Origin of the sequence: Secundilactobacillus silagei JCM 19001, from assembly GCF_002217945.1 — a bacterium.
Taxonomy (GTDB): domain Bacteria; phylum Bacillota; class Bacilli; order Lactobacillales; family Lactobacillaceae; genus Secundilactobacillus; species Secundilactobacillus silagei.
In genome coordinates, this window is record NZ_BCMG01000002.1 from 1 (window position 1) to 26483 (window position 26483).

The following is a 26483-nucleotide window of genomic DNA, read 5'->3' on the forward strand; positions in this document are numbered from 1 at the left end:
TTTAAGAATTTCCGTTTGCGCGTCCTTGTTATGTTAAGGACAAAAACAAAACACCCAATCATCAAATAATGATTGAGTGCATTATGGTCGTTACCAACAACAGTTGACAGAGAACCTTTTTAATAGGGAAATATTTTCCAATCATAGGGGGAATTGGGAAATATAGTGGGCAGTGAGACCTGTTTTCTAGGGGAGGAGGATAGATCTCGCATGCACATCAGTTTCTTTAGGGGGAAGAAACTGATGAATCAAGGAAGTGTACTATAGCTTGTTACCTTTGCTATGAATTAAATATAGCAACAAAATGTGACAAAAGTGTGAACAGGACGGGGCAGATTTTTGAAGATTTACTGGGATTAAAAATAAGTCTTCAAAAAGGAGGCAACCCGTGCCTGATAGGCTGCAGGATTGTACCAGAAACTTTCGGCGTGAGTCGCGTTTTTAACGATCCACAGTTGTTTCGGTGCCTTAGTAGCGTGGTAGTTTTCGTAAGCCATTCTCACCGGCACGTAGGTATCTTTGCCACCGTGGATGAATAGGATTGGCCGCCGGTTGCGCTTGAGCTGTTCTTTGGCAGAAACGTCACCCAAGTAAAAACCTAGCCGCCGCCGGTTGATGGTACTGACCATTGGTTCAAAGGGGTATTCGGGTAAATGATACTGTTCCTTCAGCAGATAAGTCATTTCCTCTTTAATGCTGGAATAGCCGCAGTCGGCAATGATGGCTTTTACCTGAGTCGGCAGGTTTTCACCCGACAGCATTTCCATCGTGGCTCCGCCCATGCTGACACCGAAGAGCAAGATCTTTTCGTCCTCACCCTTAATGTCGATTAATTTATTGATCCAGGCCATGTAATCCAGCCGGTCTAGCCAGCCAAAGTTAATGTATTGGCCGGCACTGTCCCCGTGCGCCCGGTCGTCAGGCAGTAACACATTGAAGCCCAAGTTGTAAAACATCTGGGCATAGTTTGCCATCGTCTCACGGTTTCCCTTATAGCCGTGAGAAATGATCACCGTTTTTTTCAGGTGATCGGGATGTTGAATAAAGGTCGCGACCAGCCGTTTAGCCGGATCGTTTTGGTGTAAATACCAGGTTTCATGGGGAACCTTACGGAACCAGTCGACATAGTCGTAGTATTGCTGCGCGTACTTTTGTTTTTCAGCAGAAGTTTCGGGCACGTAATTGACCCGTTTAAAAGCCACGTTAAACAGCCGGTGGCTGACGTAAAGCGCGCCAGTAGCAACCGCTGCCAGCGAGAGTCCGAGTGTAACTGATTTTTTCAATAGCTAACCTCCGTTAATTAGTGCGTTAAGTAGAGTTTCTTTAGGTCGTTAATATCTTCATTGGATAATTGCAGGGCCTGATTGAGAAATTGCGACATGGAACCGTAGTTTTTAGCAATGGTTGCCATGGCGGCATCGAAGTAGCCGCTTGAGACTGACATGAGTGCCTTGATCGTTTCCAAGTTAGTTTCCGTCATGCCGTCATTTTTCGCCTTAGTGAGCCGCTTTTGAACCAGTGGGGATAAGATCTCATTGGTTAATAAATAATCTTGCTTGATCGTTTTTTGTGGGACGCCCAATGCTGAAAGTAAGAAAGCGGCCCCCATACCAGTCCGGTCTTTGCCGGAAGTGCAATGAAACAGCACCGTGGATTTTTCATCAGTATTATTTAACAGTGTCGCGAAGAAATTTTGATAAGCGGTATGGGACTGCGGTTCGACAATGAGGTCTTCATACGCTTCGACCATGTGATCAAAGCCGTTTTTTTGCCGTGTCTTCAATTCAGCATTTAATTCTTCCCGGGACTTAGAGGCGTCGGTTTCATCGTCAGCAAACACTGGCAGATGGCGGTACAAAATGTTATTCGGAATCTGGTCGGGCGCCTGGGCCACTTCGACGTCAGAACGAAAGTCCACGTCGAACTTGACCCCGTAGTTGATCAATGACTGCTGATCATGATCCGATAAATAAGCCAAAGTTCCCGTCCGAATCACCCGTTGCCATTTCACCGTCTGACCATCGCGGGACTGATAGCCGCCTAGCTCACGAAAGTTATAGCCATGGTCCATTGTCAGTACACGTTGATTAGTTTGCTGCATGAAAAAGTCCCCCTTACTTGTGCTATAGATACGTGATTATTGTAACGCAAATGACGTGCTATTTCATGAACAATGATGCCGCTGCGGTGGCCAATGGATGGGATAGCCGCAAAATGTAAGGACTGCAAATGACTGTTGAAAAGCAATTGAAAGCGCTATAATAATCGTAATTGATTTTGAACAGGAAAGGATGATCATGATGAAAATTGGAATTATTGGCGGCAACGGTAAAACCGGCTCAGCAATCTATGCCGAGGCCAAGAAACGGGACCACGAACCAACTGCTATTGTCCGTAATGAAGAACGTGCCCGCGCGGTACTGGGTGACGACGCCAATTTGCTGGTGAAGGACGCTTTTGAATTAACTAAGGCTGACTTAACTGCCTTCGATGTTGTCGTGGATGCCTTTGCTGTCCCGATGGGTTCGACACAGCAATACCTGCATCTAGATTTGCTGACCAAATTAGTCCGTGATTTGCGCGAAACGCAGACGCGGCTAGTAGTGATCATTGGCGCGGCCAGTCTCAAGCTGCCGGATGGTCATCGGCTGCTGGAACAGCTCAAGGCGATGCCTAATAATGAACAGTGGATCGGTGTGCCGCTTAACCAAACCTATGAATATGAATTCTTACAAATGATCGATAACGTTGATTGGGTGGCCATTTCGCCGCAGCGTGAATTTGGTCCCGGAACGACTAACGGGTACGTCATGGGTAAAGATCAGATCATGGAAGATGCGAATGGTAAATCAGAACTGTCTCGCGGTAATATGGCGTTAGCTATTTTAGACGAACTGGAGTCCCCGCAGCACCATCAGCAGCGGTTTACAGTTCGTAATCGGGAGGCCGATTAATAGATGAGTATACGTGGTGATTGGCTCTTATTTAAGATGAAACGCAGTCGGTTGAAACAGCAGGTGGCGACGAGTTTTCTGCATCCCAGCCGTCGAACGGATCATCTGGACCCGAGTTATTTTCGGCAGCCGGATCAAGTGAAAACCGTGCCCTTAGACAGCAGTCGCCTAGTTACGTTACTGCCTAAAACAGCGACTAACAAACACGTGGTGATTTTTCATGGTGGCGCGTACACGGTTCCTACGACAGAGGGTCACCGGCAGTGGATGGAACAGATCGTGTCCCAGATGGGGGCTAAGGCGACTATGCTGGACTTTCCGCTGGCCCCGGAAACCACGGCGTCAGTGACGGTACCAGCCTCACTGGATGCCTACGCAGAACTGCGACTGCAATATCCCGATGATCAGTTTTTTTGGTTAGGGGATTCTTCTGGTGCCGGTCTGGCGCTGGTGCTCTTACAGCAACTACGCACTCAGCAGCAGCCCATGCCGACAGCCAGCGTATTGGTGTCGCCCTGGTCTGATCTAGCGATGCGCGATCCCGAGATTCAGCAGCGCCATCAGTCGGATCCGGAACTGCCCTTGCAGGCCATGCGCCAAGTGGCGGCCAATTACGCGGGTACGCTGGTTTTAGATGATCCGTTAGTCAGCCCGTTAAATGGGTCAATGGCGCATTTAGGACATATCAGCCTCTGGTACGGGACGACGGAACTATTGTTACCTGATCACCGCAAGTTAGCCGCCAAACTCAAACAGGCTGACGGTACTCAAGTTGACGTGCATGAAATGAAAAATATGCTGCATGATTTTCTCATGTGGCCCAATCTGCCGGAAAGCCGGCAGGTGTTTGAGACGCTAAATGAATTGATGAAAAAAAACGACCAGTAAGACTGGCCGTTTTTATTTACAATTTTTTATGGACCACGCCGAAGAAATCCTTCAGCTGATTGACAATTCTGGTCGACATGCTATACTCTGCGTGACATAACGCTAGGGGTGCCTTGAGCTGAGAAATACCCTTTAAACCTGATCTAGTTAGTACTAGCGAAGGGAAGCCAATGTAACGAATATGATCACGAACGCTCAGAATAAGGGGGTTCCTAGCTTCTATGCCGAAAAAATAAAAAGGAGATAACACCTGATGAGTTTTTCGACAGAATTGATTGAAGCAGGAACGCCTATTTTAGATCACATCATGGAACATCCCTTCGTAAAGGGAATTGGTGCGGGTCAGTTATCCAAAGAAGCGCTGATGTTTTACGTGACGCAGGATTTTAACTACCTGAACGAATTTCTACATGCGGATGCGGTGGCGCTTTTGAAGAGTACGTCACGTGAGGACATGCAGATCATCGATAACCAGCTTGATTTTCTTTTGAGCAGCGAATCGGAAGCCCACAAGAACTTTTGCGAGGTTGCCGGGACGTCGTACAAATCACTGCAGGGACAACCAATGGCGCCGACCACTAAGCTGTATACTAACCACATGTTAGAGACGCTGAAAGCCGGTGACTTGATTGATATCATTGCAGCGATGACGCCGTGTCCTTGGACCTATGCCGAAATTGGGAAGAAACTGGTTGAACAGGGCAAAAATACACCGGATAATGTGTTTACGCCTTGGATCGAACTGTATGCTGATACGGCTGACGAAGATTCGGGTGAGACGCCAGAACAGTTGCCACTCTTTGAGATTCTGGACCGTGAAGCACCAAAATACAGTCGGCAGCGGCTCAACCAGGCCAAACGCAGCTTCCTCGAAAGCTGTGAATTTGAGTGGGATTTCTGGGAACAGGCCTATTATCAAAAGGACTGGCAGTTTCTGCCTGGTGTTAAGTTGCCAGTAGGTACAACTGTGAAGACTAAGTAAATGATTGATTGATTATTTTAAAACGGCATGGCTCCGGTATTTCTACTGGGGCCATGCCGTTTATGATGACAGCAACTATTATTTACGAGTTTGTTCCGCCACTTTCCGGCTACGGGTAATCAGATCAGCGAAAAGTGCCTTAGATTCTGCATGATGTTTATACATATTTTCGGGGTGCCACTGCACCGCCAGAATCTGATCGTTGGCGGTGGATTCAAAGGCTTCAATCACACCGTCATCCGCACGAGCAGTCACTTTCAGGCTAGTAGCAAGTTGCTTGACCGCCTGATGATGGCGGGAATTGACGTAGGGCCGGGCACCAGTAATTTTAAAGAGACGGCTAGTGGGGTCAACGGAAACGTGGTGGGATGGCATGTTGCCGGCTGCTGCCTGATTATGTTTAAGGGTCATGTCGGGGTTTTCTGACAGGTCTTGGTAGACTGTCCCGCCTAAACCGGTATTGATCAGCTGCATGCCGCGGCAAATGCCAAAGATGGCTTTCCCCTGGGCAACGGCTTGTTTGAGCAGTTCGATTTCAAATAGATCACGTTTACGGTAGGTCACACCCAGTTTTTCGTGGGGTTCTTCACCGTAAAAGGTGGGATCCACGTCGGCGCCGCCAAGAAAGGCCACTCCGTCAAAGAGGTCCAGGTAATCACCAACGTCTTCTGGATCAACGCTGGGAAAGATAATCGGCACGCCACCGGCTTTAACGACGGCTTCAATGGCCGGCCGGGGAGCAAAAGCGGCGTTGCGTTCGTTAATAATGTTGGTCGCTTCAGCTAGGGTATCTGCTGGAAGCGCAATTCGTGGGCGCATGGCGAACCCTCCTTTTCTGAAATTATAATGTGATTAGTTTAGCAGATTGAGGGGGAAAAGCAAGGTGTGGAACTAGGCGTCTAGAGACTGGAACCCGATTAGGCAATAGAGGGGGAATTCCCTCAACAACCTTAAAAGATTTAACATTCCCCTAAAATAGGGTTACATTAGTTATGTAACTAAAATTTAAACGAGGTAAATGAAGATGGCAATGACAGAGAGACAAATGATTCAAGAAATTTTGAATACGGTAGATGTTATCTACGCATTCGAAGACGTTGATGAAGACACCAAGGAATACACGTTACTGGTTACCCAACAGGATAACGATTCACGTCCCCTTGAGACCGTTAACGCTGAAATGAAGAAGTATTTCCAAGAAGCAGACTTCAACTATAAAGAAGAACTGCACCCAACGAATACTGACAAACAAGCTGATATCCGTGTTTTGATCAAGCGGTAATTGAAGCAATCATTGATATAAATGAGCATTTAAACCCCGGACAGTGATTTTGCTGTGCGGGGTTTGTTGTGTTTTCTGCCGTAATTAATGACAGGTACTTTGTGAATGTGATAGAGTAAGATTAGTTTTGAAACCGTTTACTAGTCACAAACTTGGAGGAATGAGTTGTTATGGCAATGAAGCAGCCGGAACATTATATACTCGCGATCGATCAGGGGACCTCTGTGACCCGGGCCATGTTGTTTGACCACTCTGGCCGTAAGGTGATTGAAAGCGAAAAGTCGTTTCCGCAATATTACCCGCATAATGGCTGGGTGGAAGTTGACGCCAATGAGATCTGGAATTCAGTGCAGTCGGTCATCGCCAGTGCGCTGATCGACGCGGGGGTTCATCCCGAATACATTGATGGTATTGGCATCTCCAGCCAACGTGAAACCACGGTCATCTGGGATAAGGCGACCGGCCAGCCTATCTACCATGCGATTGGCTGGCTGTCTAAGCAGACCGCGCCGATCGCCAAACAGATGGTGGCGGCTGGTTATGCCGAGCTGATCCACGAGCATACTGGCTTGGTCATTGATTCTTACTTCTCAGCCACCAAGGTTCGCTGGCTGTTAGATCACGTTGACGGCGCTCAAGCCCGTGCTGAAAAGGGTGACCTGCTGATGGGGACCATTGACAGCTGGCTAGTTTGGAAATTATCGGATGGACAGTTGCACATTACCGATTACACCAACGCCAGCCGAACCATGATGTTTAACATTCACGATTTAAAATGGGATGATGAGATCCTTAAAATTTTGAACATTCCGAAGCAAATGCTGCCGGAGATTCATTCCTGCTCGGAAGTTTACGGTACCACTAAGAATTATCAATTTTACGGGGTTGAAGTCCCAATCTGTGGGCTCGTTGGTGACCAACAGGCGGCCTTAGTCGGTCAAATGGCGTTTAAGCCCGGTGAGGTCAAGAACACGTATGGCGACGGGGCATTTATCATGATGAATACTGGCGATAAGCCGCAACTTTCCAACCATAAGCTGCTGACCACGATTGCCTATGATCTAGAGGGGCACGTTACCTATGCTCTTGAAGGGTCGATCTTCGTGGCCGGGACAGCGCTGAACTGGCTGCAAGAAACCATGAAGATCATTGATAACGTCCCGCAATCCCGGCAGGTCGCCATGCAATCCACTAACGACGATGAAGTCTACGTGGTGCCAGCCTTTAACGGGTTGGGCGCGCCATACTGGGATCAGGATGCTCGAGGAGCGGTCTTTGGCCTGACCCGCGGGACGAACCGGAGTGATTTTGTGAAGGCCACCCTGCAGTCGATTGCCTACCAGACGCGCGATATCATTGAAACCATGCGCCAGGATACAGCCATGCCGGTGGTGGAAATTCTGGCTGATGGCGGGGCGTCACGTAACCGCTATCTGATGCAGTTTCAGGCTGACATTTTGGATCTGCCAATCGTGCGTTCCAGCGACGAAGATACCACTGCGCTTGGGGCTGCCATCTGTGCTGGTCTCGCCATCGGGTACTGGAAGAATTTGAAGGAAGTCAGTCAGATTCACGCGGCTGGCAGAACCTTTAACCCTAAAATGGCGGCCGACCGCCGGAAGCGGCTCTACGATGGCTGGCAAGTTGCCATCAAGGCCACCCGAGCGTTTAAACCGTAATCTTAAAATATTGGTTGAATCAGGAAAAATTGATATTGGTAAGTATTGCAACGGTCTTCTTAACTGAAGATAGTAAAAAAGATGATCGTTTGTTCAATACTTCAATATGGTCTAATCGCGCTTCAAAACTCAGATTACGGCCATTTAACCCAAATAATGCCTATTCCGACAAAGTTCGCCGGAATAGGCATTATTTGGGTTAAACTCTGGAATCTACCGAGTTTTGTCACGCACTTATTTTTTGGTTTTAGTTTTAGGCAAATAACCGCTACTGGTAAGCAGATCCTTTGACCGCTGCGTTGCTGGTTTATAACCCCGGTTGAACAAGTGGCGGAAGTACATCAGGTTGTACAGGTAGCCCCAAACAAAGCTCAGTGCGAATTGAAGCACACTGGTGGCAATGTTGAAGGTCTGCATCGAAGAAAAGTGAATGGAGTACAGTCCCAAGACAACGCCGAGGTTCACACCGAGCATACAGAGGAGGTTGTACCAATCTCCCCGAAAAATGGGAACGAGGAAGGAGAAGAGAAAGGCGGTGTATGAAAACCCGACTTTACCGATTCTGATGTCGCCCTCTTCTTTTGCAACGGTGGCATAGTTAGGCGGTACTGGAATACCGTTTGGCCCTTCATTGTTATCACCATTATCGCCGTTTCCAAATGGATTTTGCATTTAAACCCTCTTTTCTACACTGAATCTTTTAAAAGTCAAAATTGGTCAAACTGGTTATTGCCCTATGATAAGCCTAAATCCAATTTTTGGCTACCGCTAAGCCCGGGTAAATTTCACAACTGCCTCACAACGGGCAGTTTGCGGCATCATATCAACGGACTGAATGTAGTTGACGTGATACTGCTCAGTCAATTTCACTAGGTCTCGAGCGAGGGTCGAGGGGTTGCAGGAAATGTAGACAAATTTTTTCGGCTTGGCGGTTAAAATGGCGTTGATCAGGCCGTCGTCCAATCCCGTACGCGGTGGATCAACGATCAGCGCGTCTGGTTCGAAGCCTTCATTGAGCCACTTAGGAATAATCGTTTCAGCGGTTCCGGTTTCGTAGTGAACGTTGTCAATATGATTGATCCGGGCGTTTTCGTTGGCGTCATCCACGGCGTCAGCAATCACATCCATTCCACGAACTTCCTTGGCAGCGTGGGCAATTGATAGCCCAATGGTCCCAACACCGGAGTAAGCATCGATGACGGTCTCGTTATCGGAGAGAGCCAGTGCTTTCAGAGCTTCGTCGTAGAGGCGAACGGTCTGATAGGGGTTTAGCTGTAAGAACGCCCGGGCAGATAGGTTGAACTGCAGCCCGTTTAACACTTCACGAATCTGTGGTTTACCAGCTAGCAGCTTGGTCTTTTCGCCCCAAATGAGTGAGGTCTTATCATTATTGATATTTTGCATAATTGAAACGATCTCTGGAAATTCAGTTGATAAACGGTCGACCATCTCAGCTTCTTGCGGGAAGGGGGCCTTGGCGGTCACAAAAACCACCTGAACCTCGCCAGTCCCTTCAGCCACCCGGACAACGACTGTCCGAACGAGGCCAGTGCCCCGTTTTTCGTCGTAGGTGCTGACGTCCAGTTCTTCCATTAAGGCGACCACGCCACGCATGACGTGCATCGTGGCCGGCATTTGTACCGAACAGGTCTTCAGGTCGACTAGATCATGGCTGCGTTCCTTGTAAAGGCCGGTAATCACGTGGCCGTCAGCATCCCGTCTGACTTGGAACTGGGCCTTGTTGCGGTAGCCATAAGGATCATCCATGCCAATGGTGGGCTTTAATTGAAAATTACGGAAACCCTTAGGCTGAAATTTCTCCAACGACTGCAGCATGATGTCGCGCTTAAAGGCTAATTGGGCGGGGTAAGCTAAATGTTCCAGCTCAAAGCCGCCGACTTCAGCCGCGTAAGCATCACGTGGCTTGACCCGGTCTTTACTGGGCGTTTTGAGCCGGTGGATTTTGGCTGTCAGAAATGAGGGCTTAATGCCGGTGACTTCAGCGACGATCACTTCGTCTGGCAACGCGCCCTTAACGAAGACCAACTTGCGCTTAAAGTAGCCGATCCCTTCGCCGTTGATGCCCAGACGCTTGATGGTCAGCGGAAAACGCTGGCCCAAAGTGACTTTAACGTCGGTCTGTTGATGATCCGAGTGCGTTGGTCTGCGGTGATTAGATTGATTGTAATGATTATAACGATGTTTGGATTGATTTGTATTCAATTGTTTTTTCCTATCTATATTGGTCTAGTAGTTGACGTCTTTCGTATTGTAGCGTAAAAGAGCGGTCCAGCACAAGCTGAACCGCTCCATTCGTTACTGAAAAGTATGATTACTCTTCGTAATAGTGATATTTAATTGAGTAAGACTTCAAGTCGCCTGGGTGTAACGTGATATCACCGAAGCCGTCATGGTTAATGGCATCTGGCAATGTTTGTGCTTCAGTTGCCACAGCGTTAAATGGCTTACTGCTGTCAAATAAGTTGGCGGTGTAAACAACCAGCCCGTTACGTTCTGAGTAGATGGCCACGTGACGTTTGCTGGACTTATCGCTTAAGATGGCAATTGGTTCAGTGGTACTTGGCTTAACTTCATAGATGTCGTCGATTTCGTTCTTGTCATTTTCTGACTTGATATCGGCTAATGCGCTTGGTACGTCGCGAGTCTTAGAAAAGTCGTAGCCGGTACCAGCTAATTTCGTGAACTTACCCGTTGGCACTTTGTCTGAAGCGAGGTCCAAACGACGAGAACTGTTGATCTGCAGTAATTGATCGTCCAAGTTCTTTTGTCCTTCAGTCAGGTTCCAGTAAATGTGGCAAGTTGGGTTGAACAGGGTCGTAGCAGTTGAAGCGGCGCTGAAGTTGATCGTGACATCGTTATCGTCTGTAAAGGTATAGGTGATGCGGACGTCTAGATCACCAGGGAAGTCGTCTTCTGAGCTGGCGATGTTACGTGAGAAAGTCACGCTGGCATTGTGTTCACTAGTAGCTGGTTCAGCGTGCCAAACGAGGTTGGCGAAGCCGTTAGGGCCACCGTGAAGCAGGTTGCCGTTTTCGTTAGCGTCGAAGTGGTATTCTTTACCATCGATGGTGGCTTTAGCCTTAGTGATCCGGCCGGCGACCCGGCCAATCGACTTGCCTAAGCAAGTGGCTGTTTGTTCATAATCTGAGAGCTTATCAAAATGACCGATCAGTGGGTGATCGTTAACCACGAAGTTAGTCCAAGTTGCACCAAGTTCGCTGACTTGAATATAGTTTCCAGCTGCGTTTGTAATCGTATAACGGTTAATGTCTTTACCGTCATGTTGACCAAAAATATCGGATGTAATTTGCATAAATAAATCCTCCTTGTGTAAACGCTTTATCGTTTCTATTATACGCTTTCTAGCGCAACAATTTTACTAAAATTCTAATTCATTTGGTAAATTATTTATGAAAATTAATGTAAGCCAGTTCTTAACCTTTTCCCAATAATTTCTTCACAGTTTGGTGACATTTAGTTGGTATTCTTAATCATGTACTATCAGGGATGTAATTCTCGAAAGGATTGATAGAAATGTTACTTGATAATTCCAAAATTGAGACCATCGCCGTTCAATTAGTGGACGTCAATGAGTCTAAAATGACCGCTAAAACCGAAAATAATGATCTGATTCAAATTAAACCAAGTGCAGTCGCTAAAAAGGATAAGTCCTTCTGGCAGAGTATGAAAGATATCGCCAAGGCAAAGATCTGGTTGCCAGTAACTAAGGGCACCCACCAATTACTGCAGTATGACTGGCTCAGTGCAACGCCAGTGATCTAAAATTAAGATAAGTTATTTCGTGTGTTTTCTATAAGGTAAAAGCCCCTGGCTAATTGTTTAACAATTGGTCAGGGGCTTTTATTTGAAAAAAATTTTTAAACAGGTTATGCGGAATTAAATGAATGAATAACGGATCCAAAGCTTACAGTGTTGTATAGTTCCGAAAAAGTGATTTAAACGGGAGAGCACTTAGCACTTCATTCCTTGGTGGAACAGGTTTTGTGATTTGTGTATCACTGGGCAATCTACTGATTTTTAGTAAGAAAAAATATTTATAATTAACGGGGGTTACTAACACTTGAAAACGCATATCTATAAGGAAGATACTATATATCTTATTAAAATTTAATTGACTATTTTTATAAAACATATTATATTCTATATCTCGCGTCATTCGTAAAAAATATGGCTGACGCAGCGACGAAACTAAATTCGATTCAGACAGGAGAACTTATCATGACTTTTTTAAATAAATTCAGTACAGGCCTCTTAAGTGCAGGCATTTTGTTTGGCGTTTTAGCGGCGCCAGTTGTGGGCCATGCGGCAGATACTTCTAATAACGGCGGGAGTCAGACTACTGACGCAAAAGTTAATATTACTGCTCCAAGTGGTAAAGATGGGTCCCTTACGATAGTTAAGGCTCCAATTTTCATTTTTAATGGAACCTCTGATAGCCACCAAATTCAAGCCGATAGTGATGATCTGATTGTTAACGATGGAACTGGCACAGCATCTGGATGGCACGTTTCAGCTCAAATGAGTGAATTCAGTGTTTCTGACGGGAAAAACCTGGGTCAAAAGCTCACTGGCTACTCGCTTTCCTCATGGACCAATTTAGGTGCAGCTCCTAAGCTTGATAAGGGTGAACAATTAGCTGGTGACGCCCCAGTAAAAACAGGTTGGCAACTTTCAGCAGATGGTAAAGCAGCTAACGTTGCAAACGCAGTTGCTGGTGATGGAGTTGGGCAGTGGGTCATACCTTTTGATAAAGTAGTTTTAACTGGCAACTTTCCTAAATTAAATACTCAATACACTTCTAAAATGACATGGACATTAACTTCAGGCCCAACCTCAAGTGTACCCGCAGCAGGTGACTCGAATTCAAATAGCTCAACTACTGACAGCCCAAACGCAGGTAAGTAATATGAAAAAACTTTTAAGAATTGTTTTACTCACATTAATTTTTGCTTCAGGTGTGCTCAATCTCACTGGTGGGCAGGTACATGCTAAAACTGCGGTTAATGATTTTCAGGTTCAGGCAATTTTACCATCGGATAACCTTTCTCATTCCAGTTATTTTAACCTGAAAGTGAAGCCTGATACTAATCGGGTTCTACGTCTCAGAATTACTAATAACAGTAATAAGCGGCAACGAATTAATGTGCAACCAAACAATGCAACAACTAATGAGAATGGAATTATTGATTATTCTGTTCATGCCAAAAAAGATTCTTCGGCTACTACTTCGTTTACAGATATGTTGAGCAATCGAAATGGTAAATCTGTGTCAGTTGCAGGAAAGAGCAGCGCCATAGTTTCTTTTAAATTGACTTTACCTAAGCAGCCCTTTAGTGGAACTATTCTAGGGGGATTCCTGGTTTATTCAGTTAGTGCTACTAATCAGGTAAAAAATAGTAATCAAAGTAGTAATTTGGCTCATTATGTGATTGCAACTCAACTGGTTGAATCATCTCAACAAGTTAAACCAAACTTGTTATATCATGGTACTAAATACGTGGGTAGTGGTGGACTTCCAAGAGTTCAAGTTAATCTACAAAATACTCAGCCAACCATTATTGGTAATGTACACGTAAAAACCACTGTTACTGGTGAAGGAAACAAAGTGGTTGCTAAAGTTGACCAAAAGATGCTGAACTTTGCACCTAATTCAAGCTTTGGCTATCAACTGCCAACCTTGAATAATAAAGAACTCAAAGCTGGTAATTATCACCTCAACATGACCGTCAAAGGGGACAATGGTTCCTGGAAATTTGATAAGCTGTTTACAGTGACTGACAAAGACGGCAAGGCAGCTAAGATTGCCAAGCCGGCCACTAACTGGAAACAGATCATCATGTGGGTCATTGAAGGCTTGGCAATTCTGATTGTTCTGGCTTACATCATTAACAAATTCCGTAAGTGGATGAAAAAAGATTAGTCTGTACAATTCGACAAATCACTTGCGTTTAAACTCATAAAAACGGTAAACTCAAAGTTGTTAAGACTTGAGTTTACCGTTTTTTGATTTAAATTAAGGAGGACGATTATGTCATTAACAGATACATACACACTTAGTAATGGTACCAAGATTCCGGTTGTCGGCTTGGGGACTTGGCAAACGCCAGATGGCGATGTGGCTTACCAATCAGTGTTAACCGCTTTAAAGGCTGGTTACCGGCTCATTGATACTGCCGCTGGTTATCAAAATGAAGAAAGTATTGGCCGCGCCATCCGTGATTCCGGGGTCAAACGAGAAGACCTGTTTGTCACCACGAAATTATGGAACGCTGATCATGGTTATGAAGCAACCAAGAAGGCTATTAAGACGTCGTTATCCAAATTAGGGTTGGACTACGTTGACCTTTACTTGATCCACTGGCCAAATCCACTGGCTTTCCGTGACAGATGGGAAGAAACCAACGCTGCAACTTGGAAAGCGATGGAAGAAGCATATAACGACGGCTTATTACGGGCAATCGGGGTTTCCAACTTCCGGCCGAAGCACTTAGATGCGCTACTGAAAACAGCCATGATCACGCCAATGGTCAATCAGATTTTCTTGAACCCATCTGATATGCAGCCAGAAGTTGTGGCCTATAACAAGGCTCACGGCATTTTGTCCGAAGCCTACAGTCCATTTGGCACTGGGAAAATTTTTCAGGTTGGCGCTTTGAAGGGGATTGCTGCTAAATACAACAAGTCCGTGGCCCAACTGGTTTTACGCTGGCATCTGCAACATGGATTCTTGCCACTACCTAAGTCGGTACACGCTAAATATATTCAGTCGAATACTGATATTTTTGATTTTGAGATCAGTGACGTTGATATGGCAGCGATGGACGGCATGCGCGGTGCTGCGGGGTTGATTGATGATCCGGATAAGGTACCGTTTTAATGATGATGTTTTGGAGCTGAGTTCCGCTTGGGGCTTGGCTCTTTTTTTGTTTTGTGGGGGTAATTTATATAGCCTAGTCGGGCTACAGCAAGCAGAGAGCTGCATGTAAGCCAACTCTGACATAAATCCAAGCCCGGGATTTCTGTCAGAGCTAGCTTACACTCCGCTCCCTAAGCGCTTGCCTTCGCACCCTTTTTCTAGTCGGGTTCCAGCAAGCAGAGAGCTGCATGTAAGCCAACTAAGACATAAATCCAGACCCGGGATTTTTGTCTTAGTTAGCTTACACTCCGCTCTCTAAGCGCTTGCTTCCACACCCTTGCCGCTTGCTTTCACACCCTTTTTCTTTTACACTTAACCCAAACAACACGAGGGGTGTCCCTGCATTTATGCTGGGGCTGAGATGTGCTTGCACTATCCCTTTGAACCTGTAAGTTCATACTTGCGTAGGAACGTGTTCAATTCGGACCGGTTTTACCGGCGAAGAGTCGAGCTAACGTTTTGTTTAGCTCGACTCTTTTTTTGCGACTGACTGTTGTTTGCACTTATATTATTAGGGAGGATTTTCTTCATGAAAATTGATTTGCTGAATCAGATTCGCGCAACTAATCCCGTTGTTCTCAATATTTCAAACTTTGTCACCGTCCAAGATGTCGCTAATGGTATTAATGCCATTGGCGGGTCACCCATCATGTCCGAAGAAATTCGGGAAACCGATGAAATGGTCGGCATCAGTAATGCCGTTACCTTAAACTTAGGCGCCTTTTCTAAGCCGCAAGTTGCCCATATTTTAGCCATGGGTAAAGCAGCAAACGCCCAACACAAACCGTTAGTCATCGATCCAGTGGCGGTCGGTGCCATCAGTTTCCGTAAAAAGACCGCTTTGGACCTTATGAACCAATTCCAAGTTGATGTCATTCGTGGCAACGCTGGTGAAATCGCCGCGTTAGCCGACGTTGCCTGGGACGCTAAAGGCATCGATGCCGGTTCCGGTAACCAGGACGTGGTCGAAATTGCCAAGAAGGCCGCTCAGAAACAAAACTGCGTGGTCATTCTCAGTGGTGCGACGGACGTCATTTCCGATGGCGAACACGTGGCCCGCGTCTTCAACGGGACACCATTGTTCCAGCTGCACGTTGGTTCCGGCGATATGTTGAGCAGTATCGTGGGGGCCTTTTGCGCGGTCAGTGACGGGGATTACTTTGAAGCGGCTCAGACCGCTTGCCTCGTCTTTGCTTCTATCGGTCAGTTAGTCGCTGATCAAATGAAGGCTGAACGGCCAGGAACCTTTGCAGTTCGGCTCATGGATGAGCTGCACCTCGCCACTGTTGCTGATATTGAAAAAATTGCCCAATTTGACTGAAAGGTGTGACATTAAAATGAGTGCGCAACTCAATTCATTTCCACAGACGTTAACCATTGCCGGGACCGATTCCGGCGGTGGTGCTGGTGTGATGGCCGATTTGAAGACCATGCAGGAACGCCACGTTTTTAGTACCGCGGTGATTGTCGCCGTTACAGCACAAAATACCTTGGGCGTGCAGGACTTCTCAGCACTGTCCAAGAAGCTGATCGACGAGCAATTCGCCTCATTAGCAGACGACATGGCGATCAAGGCCTGCAAGACCGGGATGCTGGCGGATGCCGAACATGTAGAAATCGTGGTTGATAATTTAAAGAAATACGACTTTGGTCCGCTGATCGTGGACCCAGTCATGATTGCGAAGGGCGGGGCGCCGTTACTGGCTGACAGCGCCATCGACGTGGTCAAGCGTGACCTGTTACCGCTGGCAACGGTGGTCACACCGAACTTACCAGAAGCAGAACGACTGACTGATATGACGATCAAGACGCCAGCCGATATGCAGGCAGCTGCTAAGAAACTGCGGGCGACCGGTGCCAAGAACATCATGATCAAGGGTGGCCACGGCAATACCGAAAAAGTCACGGATTACGTGTTACTGGAAGACGGTAAGGAGTTCTGGCTCAGCGCGCCACGGGTCGACACGATTCGGACACACGGTACCGGCGACACGCTGTCTAGTGCCATGACGGCCGAAATTGCCAAGGGTCAAGACATTGAATCAGCTATTCGGTTGGCGAAAGACTTCGTTGAAGCCGCCATCCGCAACACGATTCAAGTCGGCCACGGTCATGGGCCGCTGAACCACTGGGCCTACGGAGAGGAGCATCCGGGCAAATGAAATTTAAACCAGAAATGTTAAAAGCCTACTTCGTCTGCGGGTCACAAGACGTGCCTGAAGGACAGTATAAGGCTGTCGTAAATGATGCGATTAAAGCCGGTGTCACGGCATTTCAGTTTCGTGATAAGGGTGCGGATTCGACGCTGACACCCATTGACCGAGCAGCGGTAGCCATGAAGTTACGCGGTAAATGCGCTGAAGCTGGGATTCCCTTTATCGTGGATGATAACGTGGAACTGGCTAAGCAAGTCAATGCTGATGGCATTCACGTGGGTCAGTCGGATGAAAAAATTCAAGACGTGGTCAACGAAGTGGGCGACCAGATGATCATTGGCCTTTCCTGCTCAACTGCTGAGGAAGTCAAAGCCGCTAATGCCATTGACGGTATCGACTATTACGGCAGTGGCCCGATTCACCCAACGGGATCGAAGGCGGATGCTGATCCCGTGATTGGCCTTGATGGCCTGAAACAGCTGGTTAGTCTAACTGATCGGCCAATCGTCGCCATTGGCGGAATCACCGTGGCGGATCTTAGCGATGTGCGCAAGACTGGCGCCGCTGGTTCAGCGGTCATTTCAATGATTGCGCAGAGTGAAGATATTACCAGTGTGGTGAAAGCAATGCTGGAAGCTTAAGTCGAAAATTTGGATAATGTTTGGTTGGTACTTCAAAGGTTAGCAATAATTTTTGGGGTACCTTTTTGTTAAAATCCCTGTTTTTAAGAAAATGAACTAACTTTAAGCTTTCAGTTGGCGCTTGAAACGATTAGTGAAAAAGAGGTCATTAATAAATGAGAAGTAAAGACAAGATCCTAGGCACTTTATACGGACAAGCAATCGGTGATGCAATGGGGATGCCGTCAGAACTTTGGCCGGTTCAGACCATTCGCAAACAATTCGGTGGTCAAATTACCGAATTCTTAGACAGCACGGACAATAACGATGTTGCGATTAATTTTAAAAAAGGTGAATACACGGATGATACCAATCAGGCACTTGCAATTTTAGATTCGTTATTTGAAACCAATTGGGTGCCTGATCAAAAAAACATTGTGAAACACATTATGAAGTGGGCAGATGAGGTTGGCGCTTGGACCAATAATATTTTGGGCCCTAGCAGTAAAGCTGCTTTAAAGGCAATCAGAAATGGTGAGGATCCTCGGCCAGTAACTGACAAGGCACTAACCAACGGTGCTGGTATGCGAATTTCACCGATTGGTGCCTTATTTGAACCCAGAGAAATTAACGAACTGGTCAACATGGTTTATGAAATTACCAGAGTGACGCATTCCAGTGACGTGGCCATAAGTGGGGCATCAATGATTGCTGGTGCCGTAACTGCTGCCGTTGCAGATTATTCATGGGATGAGATCATTAATTTTGCACTGAAGGCCAATGATCAAGGCTTTGCGTTAGGCGCGCCAACTTGGGCTGCCAAGACCCATGACCGGTTGAACTTAGGTATCGAGCTTGCGCATAAGTACCAATATGATGAGCCCCGATTCAGTCAAGCAATCTATGATCTAGTTGGGACGGGCACGATGATTTCCGAAAGTATTCCGGCCGCTTTAGCGATTGCTTACTATGCCAAAGATGTTCATAAATCAGCTATTTTGTGCGCCAATCTAGGTGGCGATACCGATACGATTGGAGCGATGGCAACCGCCATTTGTGGTGCCAAAGGTGGCGCTTCTTCAATTGATGACGACTGGAAAAAGTTAATTGATACTAAGAATCCGCAACATCATTTTAATGACTATGCCGATAAGATGCTTAAATTTCAAGCACGCAAATAAGAGAGGTATTGGGTAATGGACGATAAACTCATTAAAGTTCCTGAAAAGGATAAAACATTAACACCAGGTAAGCTGTTTTATAACTGGTTCGCTGCCAACATTGGGATCATGGGATTTGTTTACGGGGCCATGATCGTTAGTTATCATTTGTCGTTTGTTCAAGCCATGATTGCCGCTTTAGTTGGGGCCCTTTCCTTTATGATTCCCGGCTGGGTTGCCATGATCGGTCAACGAGAGGGCATTACCACCTTCAAGCTGAGTCGAGCTGCGTATGGGACTTACGGGAATAAGATTCCCAATGGGATCGCGTGGTTTAACATGGTCGGCTGGTTAGCCATTAATGTCATCACGGGGACACTATTGCTGGTTTCGTTATTTAGTGTGATCCATGTTCAAAAAAACAGCCTGACAACCGCAATTGCACTCATTATTTTCGGCGGACTTGTTCTGCTTTCCGGGTTGTTAAAAGAAGCCACACTTGCCAAAATCCAAACTTGGATCAGCTGGATCTTTGGGATTCTAACCGCCTTGATTTTAATTTTGTTTCTGGTTAAGGCGAACTGGAAACAGGCGATGGATTTGCCAACCGGCAGTTGGGTAACGGGTGTGCTGCCAGCCGTCAGTATCGTGGCTGCTGGTTCCGGTATTTCTTGGTCAATGGCGGCTGCCGATTGGGGCGCTTATGTAAAACCCAATACCAAACCGGCTGCTACATTTTGGAATACTGCAATGGGTGGTGCCGTTCCGCTGTTTGTCCTGATGGCTGGCGGGGTGCTCTTAAGCACCATTGAACCGACTTTGTCTACTGCCAGTAATCCCTTTGATGTGATGTATAGTGCCTTGCCAAGTTGGATCGGGGTGATCTATTTCTTGGTTGCTGCTGGCGGGCTGATTCCGCAGTGTATCGTTTCTTTGCGCTCAGCGCGGATCAATTTATCGACCATTGGGATCAACGTTTCCCAACGAACGTCATTGATCATTCACGGCTTGATCGTGATTCTTATTCCAGTTTATGTATTATTTATTTCTGGTAATTTCTTAAGTAACTTTGAATTATTCCTCAATTTCTTAGGTATCTGCCTTGCTAGCTGGGTGGCCATCTTCTTGTGTGACAGTGTCATGTTCCGTCGTGGAGGTTATGATACTAAATTGATCGATCCGCAATCGCCAGCTCATTACAACTGGGGCGGCATTATTTCCTGGGTGATTGCGACCGTGACCGGATTCTTGTTCACTAATAACGCCATTTGGAACGGTCCGTTTGCCCACGGAATTTTCCGGAACAATAGTTTAGGCGTGTTCGTTTCAGCAATTTTGGCAATCATCTGCATGTTTATCGTGAAGTTATTCAAGGGCAATCAGCACGATGAGAAGGCGGCCTAATGACTAAAACGCTGATATTGGGGGCTGCCTACGTTGATGTTGTGGTTAATGTGCCTCAGCTGCCATTTTCTGGTGGCGATGTGACCGGTGATTTAAAGTCTGCTGTCGTGGGCGGTTCAGCATTTAACGTCTATGGCGCAATGAGCTATGTTAACGCTGACGCTGATTTATTTGTACCTATTGGCAAAGGTCAGTATGCTAATCTTGTTCGAAATGAACTGCAAGCAAAACAGATTCCAGAATTACTTTCAGTCAGCGATGCCGATAACGGCTGGGATATCTCGATGGTAGAACCATCCGGAGAACGCAGCTTTTTAACGATTCCAGGAATCGATCAAATCTGGAAGAATGACTGGCTTGAACGGGTTGACCTCGATGATTACAAGTACTTTTATGTTAGCGGCTATCAGGTTGAAAATGAACAAATTGCCAATAGTGTTTTGGAAGCGTTATCTAAGCGATCTAATGATGCTTATCTCTTATTCGATGCATCACCACGGATCAGTCATTTGACACAACGCACGATTAACCAATTACTGACTAAAAACGTCATTATTCATTGTAACGAAGATGAGATCGAATACTTTGGTGCTACCGGTGATTCACTTGATGAAATCGCCCAAAAGATTTACCTGAAGACACACAGTCCAGTCCTGTTCACCTTGGGCTCAAAAGGGACGTACTACTTTGATGGCAATCAGTCGGCTACGATTCCTGGTGAAAAAGTCGCAGTAGTTAATACCATTGGTGCAGGGGACACCCATTGCGGTGGCTTTCTGGCCGGATTATCTGCTGGTAAAAGTATCGCTGATTCGATTAAATTGGCTAATAAACTTGCTGCAAAAGTCGTGGCACGCGAAAGTCCAAGTTTGCTTTAACCATCACGGATAATCAGCAATCTGAAATGGGGCGCTACCAGACCACGCCAAAAACTGTTAAGCTAACTCTATTACGGCGTACGTCATATATTGGAAGTAGGGGGAATTTAAAAATGGCAAAACCAATCATTGGCATCCCAGCCGAACGCCGGCTGGTGGATGGCTCATATCTCAATAGTGTGAATCAGGGTGAAGTGGCCGCAGTGGTCAAAGCAGGTGGGGTACCAGTTTTAATTCCGACCCGCGAATCAGATTTAGCGACGAATTACAGTCAGCTGATCGATGGTCTACTATTGCCAGGCGGTGTTGATGTGGCGCCACGTTTTTACGGTGAAGAACCACTGCCTAAAATGGCGGCCTCGGATGACCGGCTGGACGCGACTGAAATTGCGTTGACCAATCAGGCCGTGACCGCTGGTAAACCGATTTTAGGTATCTGCCGTGGTACCCAGGTCTTAAATGTAGCGCTTGGCGGTAATCTGTACCAGGATATTGGTACGCAAGTTGATCATCAAACCTATCAGCATTCACAAAAAGCGTCGTTTGATCAAGGTACCCACTACATTGACGTGGCTGAAGGTTCCCTGCTGCAAGGTATCTTTCAAGGCCAGCAGCACGTGTTAGTTAACAGCCTGCATCATCAAGCCATTAAAACGCCGGCACCGCAGTTGAAAATAACTGCGAAAGCCAGCGATGGCATTATTGAATGCGTGGAGAGTAAAGACAGCAACTTGATTGTGGCGGTGCAATGGCATCCGGAGCTGATGTTTAAAGAGGATGCACTTCAGTTTGCAATCTTTGAAGACTTCATTGAACGTGTAAAAAAAGCATAGAATATGAGATAAAAACGTGATTTTTAGTCATTCTTTTGGCTGAAAATCACGTTTTTCAATTGAAATCAGCGGTGTTATGAGTCGAACGGCGCCTAGCCAACAGGTGAAAGCGGACAAACTGTTCAGTAAATAATCCCTATTTTCGCTGGTTTGCACTTTGTGCGATTATGAACGATAATGAAAGCGGTAACAAAATACAGGAGGCTTTGATTATGACTAAAGTTTATTTATCAGCTCAATTACCTAATGTCGCAACTCAAACATTGGAAAAAGCGGGGTTGGATGTTAGTTCATATGATGGTGACGGTTTGATCTCACATGATGAGTTATTGAAACACGTTAGCGATGCCGACTTTTTGATCACACCGCTTTCGACAAAGGTTGATCAAGAAGTTATTGACGCGGCACCAAAATTAAAGCTGATTGCCAACTTTGGTGCCGGTTTCAACAATATTGATACCGCTTATGCCAAGCAAAAGGGGATTCCAGTCACCAATACGCCAGCGGTTTCCACTAACGCCGTGGCGGAAGTGACGATCGGCTTGATGCTGGCATTGAGCCACCGGATGGTCGAAGGGGACCATAAGATGCGCAACGAAGGGTTCCCTGGCTGGGCACCGCTGTACTTCTTGGGGCATGAAATTGCCGGCAAGACGTTAGGTATCTTTGGCTTAGGCAATATCGGTAGCGACGTTGCCCGTAAGGCGAATGCACTGGGCATGAACGTGCAGTACTACAAGCCAAACCGCCTCTCTGACCCAGAAGAGCGTTCCATGAAAGTGACCTACAAGCCACTGGCCGACTTGATCAAGACCAGTGATTACATTACGATCAACGCACCGCAGACCCCTGATACGGTCCACAAATTTGACGCGCAGGCCTTTAAAGCCATGAAGAAGACCGCTTCAATTATTAACGTTGGCCGTGGCCCAATCATTGACGAAGCAGCTTTGCTGGACGCCTTGAAGTCTGGTGAAATTGCTAGCGCCGCTTTGGATGTCTACGAGAAGGAACCCAACGTTGATGATGGCTTCAAGTCATTGAAGAATGTCATTTTGACGCCTCACGTTGGTAACGCCACCGTTGAAGCACGGGACGCCATGGCCAATATCGTGGCTGATAACGTCGTGTTAGTCAACAGTGGTAAAGACGCTAAATTCGTAGTTAACAAATAATCTTTTCAGTCTGCTCCGCGCTTTGGACGCGCTACCAAGAAAAAAGGGCTTGTATTTTGAGAAAATTAAAGTACAATGAGAACAACTTAACGTTTAACAGAGAACCGGGTAAGGCTGAAAGCCGGCACGTTAAAATGGTAGAAACACTTGGTTGCGCAACCAATATCAGCGATTAAAGGCAGTGGCATACCCACTGCGAACTTGGGTGGAACAGCGTTACGACGCCCCTTGGTACTCAGTAAGTGAGTGCCAGGGGACGCCGTTTTTATGTTCAGAAAAGGAGTTTGTGATGGAAAACAAAAATAAGAATTTATCGCGGTCGTTGCAGTCCAGACATATTCAGATGATTGCCATTGGCGGTGCTATCGGGACCGGGCTGTTTCTGGGATCTGGTAGCGCGATTCACACGTCTGGTCCGTCAATTATTTTGGCGTACATCATCGTCGGCCTGTTTTGCTTCTTTATGATGCGGGCCATCGGTGAACTGTTGCTGTCAGATACCACGAAGCATTCCTTTCTGGACTTTGTCAGCGTATATCTGGGCGACCGGATGGAATTCGTAACCGGCTGGCTGTACTGGTTTTGCTGGATCAGTTTGGCCATGGCGGATCTGACCGCGACTGGGATCTACATTAAGTTTTGGTTCCCCTCGGTGCCGCAGTGGATCGCGCCATTTGTGATTCTGATCTTTCTCTACTTCACCAACCGGATCAACGTTCGGGCCTTTGGTGAAATGGAATCGTGGTTCTCGATGATCAAGGTGGCGGCCATCATTATTCTGGTCGTCGTCGGTTTCACGCTGGCACTGCTGCACACGCAGGTGGATGGTCAGCCAGCTTCCTTTAGTAATTTAGTCAGCCACGGCGGTTTCTTCCCAACGGGGGGCTACGGGTTTATGATGGCCTTTCAAATGGTGGTCTTCGCCTTTGTTGGCATTGAAATGGTGGGGCTGACGGCTGGTGAAACCAACGATCCAGTCGCTAACTTACCAAAAGCCATCAACAGTTTGCCGATTCGAATCGGCCTGTTCTACGTCGGTTCTATGATTGCTATTATGAGTGTCTATCCTTGGAATAAAATTACCACCACTGCCAGTCCCTTCGTGCAAGTCTTCTCCGGAATCGGGATTGCCGGTGCTGCGGGAATTTTGAACTTCGTGGTGCTGACCGCGGCGTTATCCGCGACCAACAGTTGTTTGTTCAGTACCAGCCGGACCCTGCATGCGCTGAGTTGGGGCGGTAACGCGCCCAAGGCGTTGTCTAGACTTAACAAGAGCGGTGTCCCCACTAACTCACTGAATTTTTCGGCGTTAGTTTTACTGATCATCGTGGTGCTGAACTACTTCATGCCCGCCAGCGTCTTTGAGATGATCTCCGGGGTCTCCACCATTAACTTCGTGTTAGTCTGGGTGATCTTGATCTGGTGCCATATTCGTTACCGCCACGTTCATCCGGAAGGTGCCAGCACTTTTCGGATGCCCGGCTATCCGTTCACTGACTGGTTGAGTCTGCTCTTCTTCGTTGGCGTGCTGGTGTTCTTATTGATCAACGGTTCGACGCGGGTCTCAATGATCATCTGTGTCATCGTTTTTCTGGTCATGCTGGGGGTCTACGAGCTGATCTATCGGCCACGGCGCCAGCGTAATCAATAAATTCATTTGTGCTTAGCGGTTGCAAGTCAGCCGAAAAAATGCCACCATATTAAAGTGAATTCGGTCAGGATGTTACTGGCTTAACTGAAATTAAAGGGGTATTTTAACGTGATCAAACACATTTTTTCCGATATGGATGGAACCCTGCTTAATCAGCACGGCAAGGTTTCAGCTGGTAATACGACGGCGATTCAGCAGGCTGGCATTCCGTTTACATTGGTGTCCGCCCGCTCGCCTAGACAGATGATGGATGCCATTCAAACACTTAAATTAACGGCACCGCAAATTGGTTTTAACGGTGGTGTAATCTATCAAGTGAAGGCTGGTCAGCTGCAGGTCATTGAAGACGCGCCAATTGCCTTTGAAGTGGTTAAACAAGTAGTTGACTTAATGACCGCCCATTTCCCGGCCACCGGCTTCAGTCTCTTTGGACTGACCGACTGGCAGGTCACGCACATGGATGATGGGATTGCCTTCTTCCAAGAAGATATGCCGCAAAAGCCCACGGTGCTGGACCCAGCGTTCTGGAAGCAGCCTGAACCAATCTATAAAATTACCTTCTGTGTGCTGAAGCACGAGGTCATGGATGGTATCGTGAAGCTGCTGCAGGCAGCCGAACTGCCAGGTGTTGCGATGCAAAAGTCCAGCGATATTTACCTGGACATCACGGCCATTGCCGCCAAGAAATCCCGTGGCGTGAACTATATCGCGAAACGCGAACAGTTAGATTTGAGTGAAACTGCCGCCTTTGGTGACGGCCCGAACGATATTCCTATGCTAAAACTGGTGGGAATGCCGATCGTGATGGGCAATGGCCTGCCAGAGGTCAAACAGGTTGCCCGCTACCTGACCACCGATAATGCGCATGACGGTGTTGGCCGGGGGATTGAGAAGTTTGTGTTAGGTGAATAGAGAATATGAAAGAGACGTGGTGACGATTGATAATCAATCGTTATCACGCCTTTTAATTGTGTAAAAAAACTAGCCCCAAGTATACGAGTATTGAGAACCAGCGCCATGATCGTCAACAATCAAATACCAACGACCAGATCCGGAGGCTTTAATTACCACTGGAGACTTAGTAGCAGAACCGCCGTAGTATTTAAAGCCAGCGCCTTGTTGATAATGGTTGAAATTTGCTTGATCAACCAGGTAAACATCAGCAGCCTTTTGAAGCCTGACAGTAACGGATAGTTCTCCAGATGGATTGTCATAATGTGGAATGTCATCCATAGGGAACACCTTCTTTCTGGAATAATTATCTCACTTATAAAAATAGATGAAATGATACATTGTGCACAAAGCATATTTAACAAACTGACATGATGCCAGTACGAGGTTTAAGCGTTTACCAGGGGGAAAAGATATTCTTTAAATAAACTTTTACACGAAAAATGGTTTGTCATTATTTAAAACATGAAATGGCCAGTACTTACTGTAGAGAAGGCATCTAAATAATAAGAGAGGACTTCCATTTACACAAAATATTTGACACTTCCCCAAAACATTGTGAAACGTATAAGCCTGCTAATGTAGGAAAGATGGGAATTATTAGCAAAAAAGTTTAAATTTTTTTGTCCTGAATAATTATGTACAGTTAATCAAAATGTGTTCAGTATTAATTAATCTATACCGAAATCACTTAAAGTATAAAAGGGATATAGCCATTTTTAGCGAAACAAATTATTTTTTATCACCGTGTAAGTGAACATCGCTTTTTTGATTAGATATTTTACAGTGCTCAAAACGAATGTTAAGTTTTCAAAAATCAATTTTATTCGTTTAGGCGAAGTATTGAAAATAATGTTTGAGATAAAAGAAAGTAGGTTGTTGCGCAATTGAAAATCTTTTCTTGGGTGAAGT

Annotated in this window: 26 protein-coding genes and 2 riboswitches; of the genes, 19 read left to right on the forward strand and 7 right to left on the reverse strand. The window is 46.4% G+C overall.

From position 1 onward, the window contains the following. Positions 1–356: 356 nt before the first annotated feature. Both CES79_RS01810 and CES79_RS01815 read right to left on the reverse strand, forming a co-directional pair. The gene (locus CES79_RS01810) at positions 357–1283 is read right to left on the reverse strand and encodes an alpha/beta hydrolase (protein WP_089136136.1); all 927 of its coding nucleotides are present in this window, start codon (positions 1281–1283) and stop codon (positions 357–359) included. Between the two features lie 17 nt (positions 1284–1300). Continuing rightward, positions 1301–2101 carry a tyrosine-protein phosphatase gene (locus CES79_RS01815; RefSeq protein WP_089136137.1) on the reverse strand — a complete coding sequence of 267 codons (801 nt, stop codon included), beginning with the start codon at positions 2099–2101 and terminating at the stop codon, positions 1301–1303. 199 nt (positions 2102–2300) lie between these two features. On the opposite strand from CES79_RS01815, the gene CES79_RS01820 reads away from it, so the two are divergent. The 3 genes from CES79_RS01820 (at position 2301) to tenA (ending at position 4824) form a co-directional block, all read left to right on the forward strand. Next, a complete protein-coding gene (locus CES79_RS01820; RefSeq protein WP_369688657.1) occupies positions 2301–2954 on the forward strand; it encodes an NAD(P)H-binding protein in 654 nt (217 codons plus the stop codon). A gap of 3 nt (positions 2955–2957) precedes the next feature. Then, positions 2958–3842, forward strand: a complete 885-nt coding sequence (locus tag CES79_RS01825; RefSeq protein WP_089136138.1) for an alpha/beta hydrolase — start codon at positions 2958–2960, stop codon at positions 3840–3842. A gap of 94 nt (positions 3843–3936) precedes the next feature. Further along, positions 3937–4024: riboswitch (TPP riboswitch) on the forward strand. A 71-nt stretch (positions 4025–4095) separates the two neighbouring features. Further along, the gene (tenA, locus tag CES79_RS01830; RefSeq protein ID WP_089136139.1) at positions 4096–4824 is read left to right on the forward strand and encodes a thiaminase II; all 729 of its coding nucleotides are present in this window, start codon (positions 4096–4098) and stop codon (positions 4822–4824) included. Positions 4825–4902: 78 nt separating this feature from the next. On the opposite strand, the gene CES79_RS01835 is transcribed toward tenA, so the two are convergent. After that, positions 4903–5643: a gamma-glutamyl-gamma-aminobutyrate hydrolase family protein gene (locus tag CES79_RS01835; RefSeq protein WP_054654784.1), complete on the reverse strand. Its 741-nt coding sequence runs from the start codon at positions 5641–5643 to the stop codon at positions 4903–4905. A 211-nt stretch (positions 5644–5854) separates the two neighbouring features. On the opposite strand from CES79_RS01835, the gene CES79_RS01840 reads away from it, so the two are divergent. Next, on the forward strand, positions 5855–6106 hold the full coding sequence (locus CES79_RS01840) for a hypothetical protein (RefSeq protein WP_054654925.1): 252 nt from the start codon (positions 5855–5857) through the stop codon (positions 6104–6106). Positions 6107–6276: 170 nt separating this feature from the next. Beyond that, entirely contained in the window at positions 6277–7785 is a 1509-nt protein-coding gene (gene glpK, locus CES79_RS01845) for a glycerol kinase GlpK (RefSeq protein WP_089136140.1), read from the forward strand. 234 nt (positions 7786–8019) lie between these two features. Here the strand turns inward: glpK and CES79_RS01850 are convergent, their stop codons facing one another. The 3 genes from CES79_RS01850 to CES79_RS01860 form a co-directional block, all read right to left on the reverse strand. Next, positions 8020–8457 (reverse strand): hypothetical protein, encoded by a 438-nt coding sequence (locus CES79_RS01850; protein WP_089136141.1) that lies wholly within the window; start codon positions 8455–8457, stop codon positions 8020–8022. A gap of 96 nt (positions 8458–8553) precedes the next feature. Then, complete coding sequence (gene rlmD, locus CES79_RS01855; protein ID WP_225362280.1) at positions 8554–10008, reverse strand: 23S rRNA (uracil(1939)-C(5))-methyltransferase RlmD; 1455 nt, start codon at positions 10006–10008, stop codon at positions 8554–8556. A 109-nt stretch (positions 10009–10117) separates the two neighbouring features. After that, positions 10118–11119: an aldose epimerase family protein gene (locus CES79_RS01860; protein WP_054654786.1), complete on the reverse strand. Its 1002-nt coding sequence runs from the start codon at positions 11117–11119 to the stop codon at positions 10118–10120. Positions 11120–11340: 221 nt separating this feature from the next. On the opposite strand from CES79_RS01860, the gene CES79_RS01865 reads away from it, so the two are divergent. The 14 genes from CES79_RS01865 to CES79_RS01930 all read left to right on the forward strand — a co-directional run bounded on the left by CES79_RS01865 (position 11341) and on the right by CES79_RS01930 (position 25532). Then, on the forward strand, positions 11341–11589 hold the full coding sequence (locus tag CES79_RS01865; protein WP_054654788.1) for a hypothetical protein: 249 nt from the start codon (positions 11341–11343) through the stop codon (positions 11587–11589). A gap of 456 nt (positions 11590–12045) precedes the next feature. Next, positions 12046–12732 carry a WxL domain-containing protein gene (locus CES79_RS01870; protein ID WP_159459440.1) on the forward strand — a complete coding sequence of 229 codons (687 nt, stop codon included), beginning with the start codon at positions 12046–12048 and terminating at the stop codon, positions 12730–12732. Between the two features lies 1 nt (position 12733). Continuing rightward, positions 12734–13747: a WxLIP family cell surface protein gene (locus CES79_RS01875; protein WP_089136144.1), complete on the forward strand. Its 1014-nt coding sequence runs from the start codon at positions 12734–12736 to the stop codon at positions 13745–13747. Between the two features lie 108 nt (positions 13748–13855). Then, positions 13856–14704, forward strand: coding sequence for an aldo/keto reductase (locus CES79_RS01880; RefSeq protein WP_089136145.1), 849 nt, complete (start codon positions 13856–13858; stop codon positions 14702–14704). Between the two features lie 358 nt (positions 14705–15062). Next, positions 15063–15171, forward strand: a riboswitch (TPP riboswitch). A gap of 101 nt (positions 15172–15272) precedes the next feature. Further along, positions 15273–16064 carry a hydroxyethylthiazole kinase gene (gene thiM / locus CES79_RS01885; RefSeq protein WP_089136146.1) on the forward strand — a complete coding sequence of 264 codons (792 nt, stop codon included), beginning with the start codon at positions 15273–15275 and terminating at the stop codon, positions 16062–16064. A 16-nt stretch (positions 16065–16080) separates the two neighbouring features. After that, positions 16081–16905, forward strand: coding sequence for a bifunctional hydroxymethylpyrimidine kinase/phosphomethylpyrimidine kinase (thiD, locus tag CES79_RS01890; RefSeq protein WP_089136147.1), 825 nt, complete (start codon positions 16081–16083; stop codon positions 16903–16905). Further along, positions 16902–17540: a thiamine phosphate synthase gene (gene thiE, locus CES79_RS01895; protein WP_089136148.1), complete on the forward strand. Its 639-nt coding sequence runs from the start codon at positions 16902–16904 to the stop codon at positions 17538–17540. The genes thiD and thiE overlap by 4 nt, the downstream gene beginning before the upstream one ends. Positions 17541–17695: 155 nt before the next feature. After that, complete coding sequence (locus CES79_RS01900; protein WP_089136149.1) at positions 17696–18700, forward strand: ADP-ribosylglycohydrolase family protein; 1005 nt, start codon at positions 17696–17698, stop codon at positions 18698–18700. A gap of 15 nt (positions 18701–18715) precedes the next feature. Further along, the gene (locus CES79_RS01905; RefSeq protein ID WP_054654794.1) at positions 18716–20083 is read left to right on the forward strand and encodes a purine-cytosine permease family protein; all 1368 of its coding nucleotides are present in this window, start codon (positions 18716–18718) and stop codon (positions 20081–20083) included. Further along, the gene (locus CES79_RS01910; RefSeq protein ID WP_054654796.1) at positions 20083–20961 is read left to right on the forward strand and encodes a PfkB family carbohydrate kinase; all 879 of its coding nucleotides are present in this window, start codon (positions 20083–20085) and stop codon (positions 20959–20961) included. The genes CES79_RS01905 and CES79_RS01910 overlap by 1 nt, the downstream gene beginning before the upstream one ends. A 113-nt stretch (positions 20962–21074) precedes the next feature. Then, entirely contained in the window at positions 21075–21794 is a 720-nt protein-coding gene (locus CES79_RS01915; RefSeq protein WP_089136150.1) for a gamma-glutamyl-gamma-aminobutyrate hydrolase family protein, read from the forward strand. A 212-nt stretch (positions 21795–22006) separates the two neighbouring features. Then, on the forward strand, positions 22007–22969 hold the full coding sequence (locus CES79_RS01920; RefSeq protein ID WP_054654798.1) for a 2-hydroxyacid dehydrogenase family protein: 963 nt from the start codon (positions 22007–22009) through the stop codon (positions 22967–22969). Between the two features lie 289 nt (positions 22970–23258). Continuing rightward, positions 23259–24620, forward strand: a complete 1362-nt coding sequence (locus tag CES79_RS01925; protein WP_054654800.1) for an amino acid permease — start codon at positions 23259–23261, stop codon at positions 24618–24620. Between the two features lie 108 nt (positions 24621–24728). Further along, positions 24729–25532 carry a Cof-type HAD-IIB family hydrolase gene (locus CES79_RS01930; protein ID WP_089136151.1) on the forward strand — a complete coding sequence of 268 codons (804 nt, stop codon included), beginning with the start codon at positions 24729–24731 and terminating at the stop codon, positions 25530–25532. A gap of 69 nt (positions 25533–25601) precedes the next feature. Here the strand turns inward: CES79_RS01930 and CES79_RS01935 are convergent, their stop codons facing one another. Then, on the reverse strand, positions 25602–25853 hold the full coding sequence (locus tag CES79_RS01935) for a DUF1883 domain-containing protein (protein WP_054654804.1): 252 nt from the start codon (positions 25851–25853) through the stop codon (positions 25602–25604). Positions 25854–26483 lie beyond the last annotated feature (630 nt).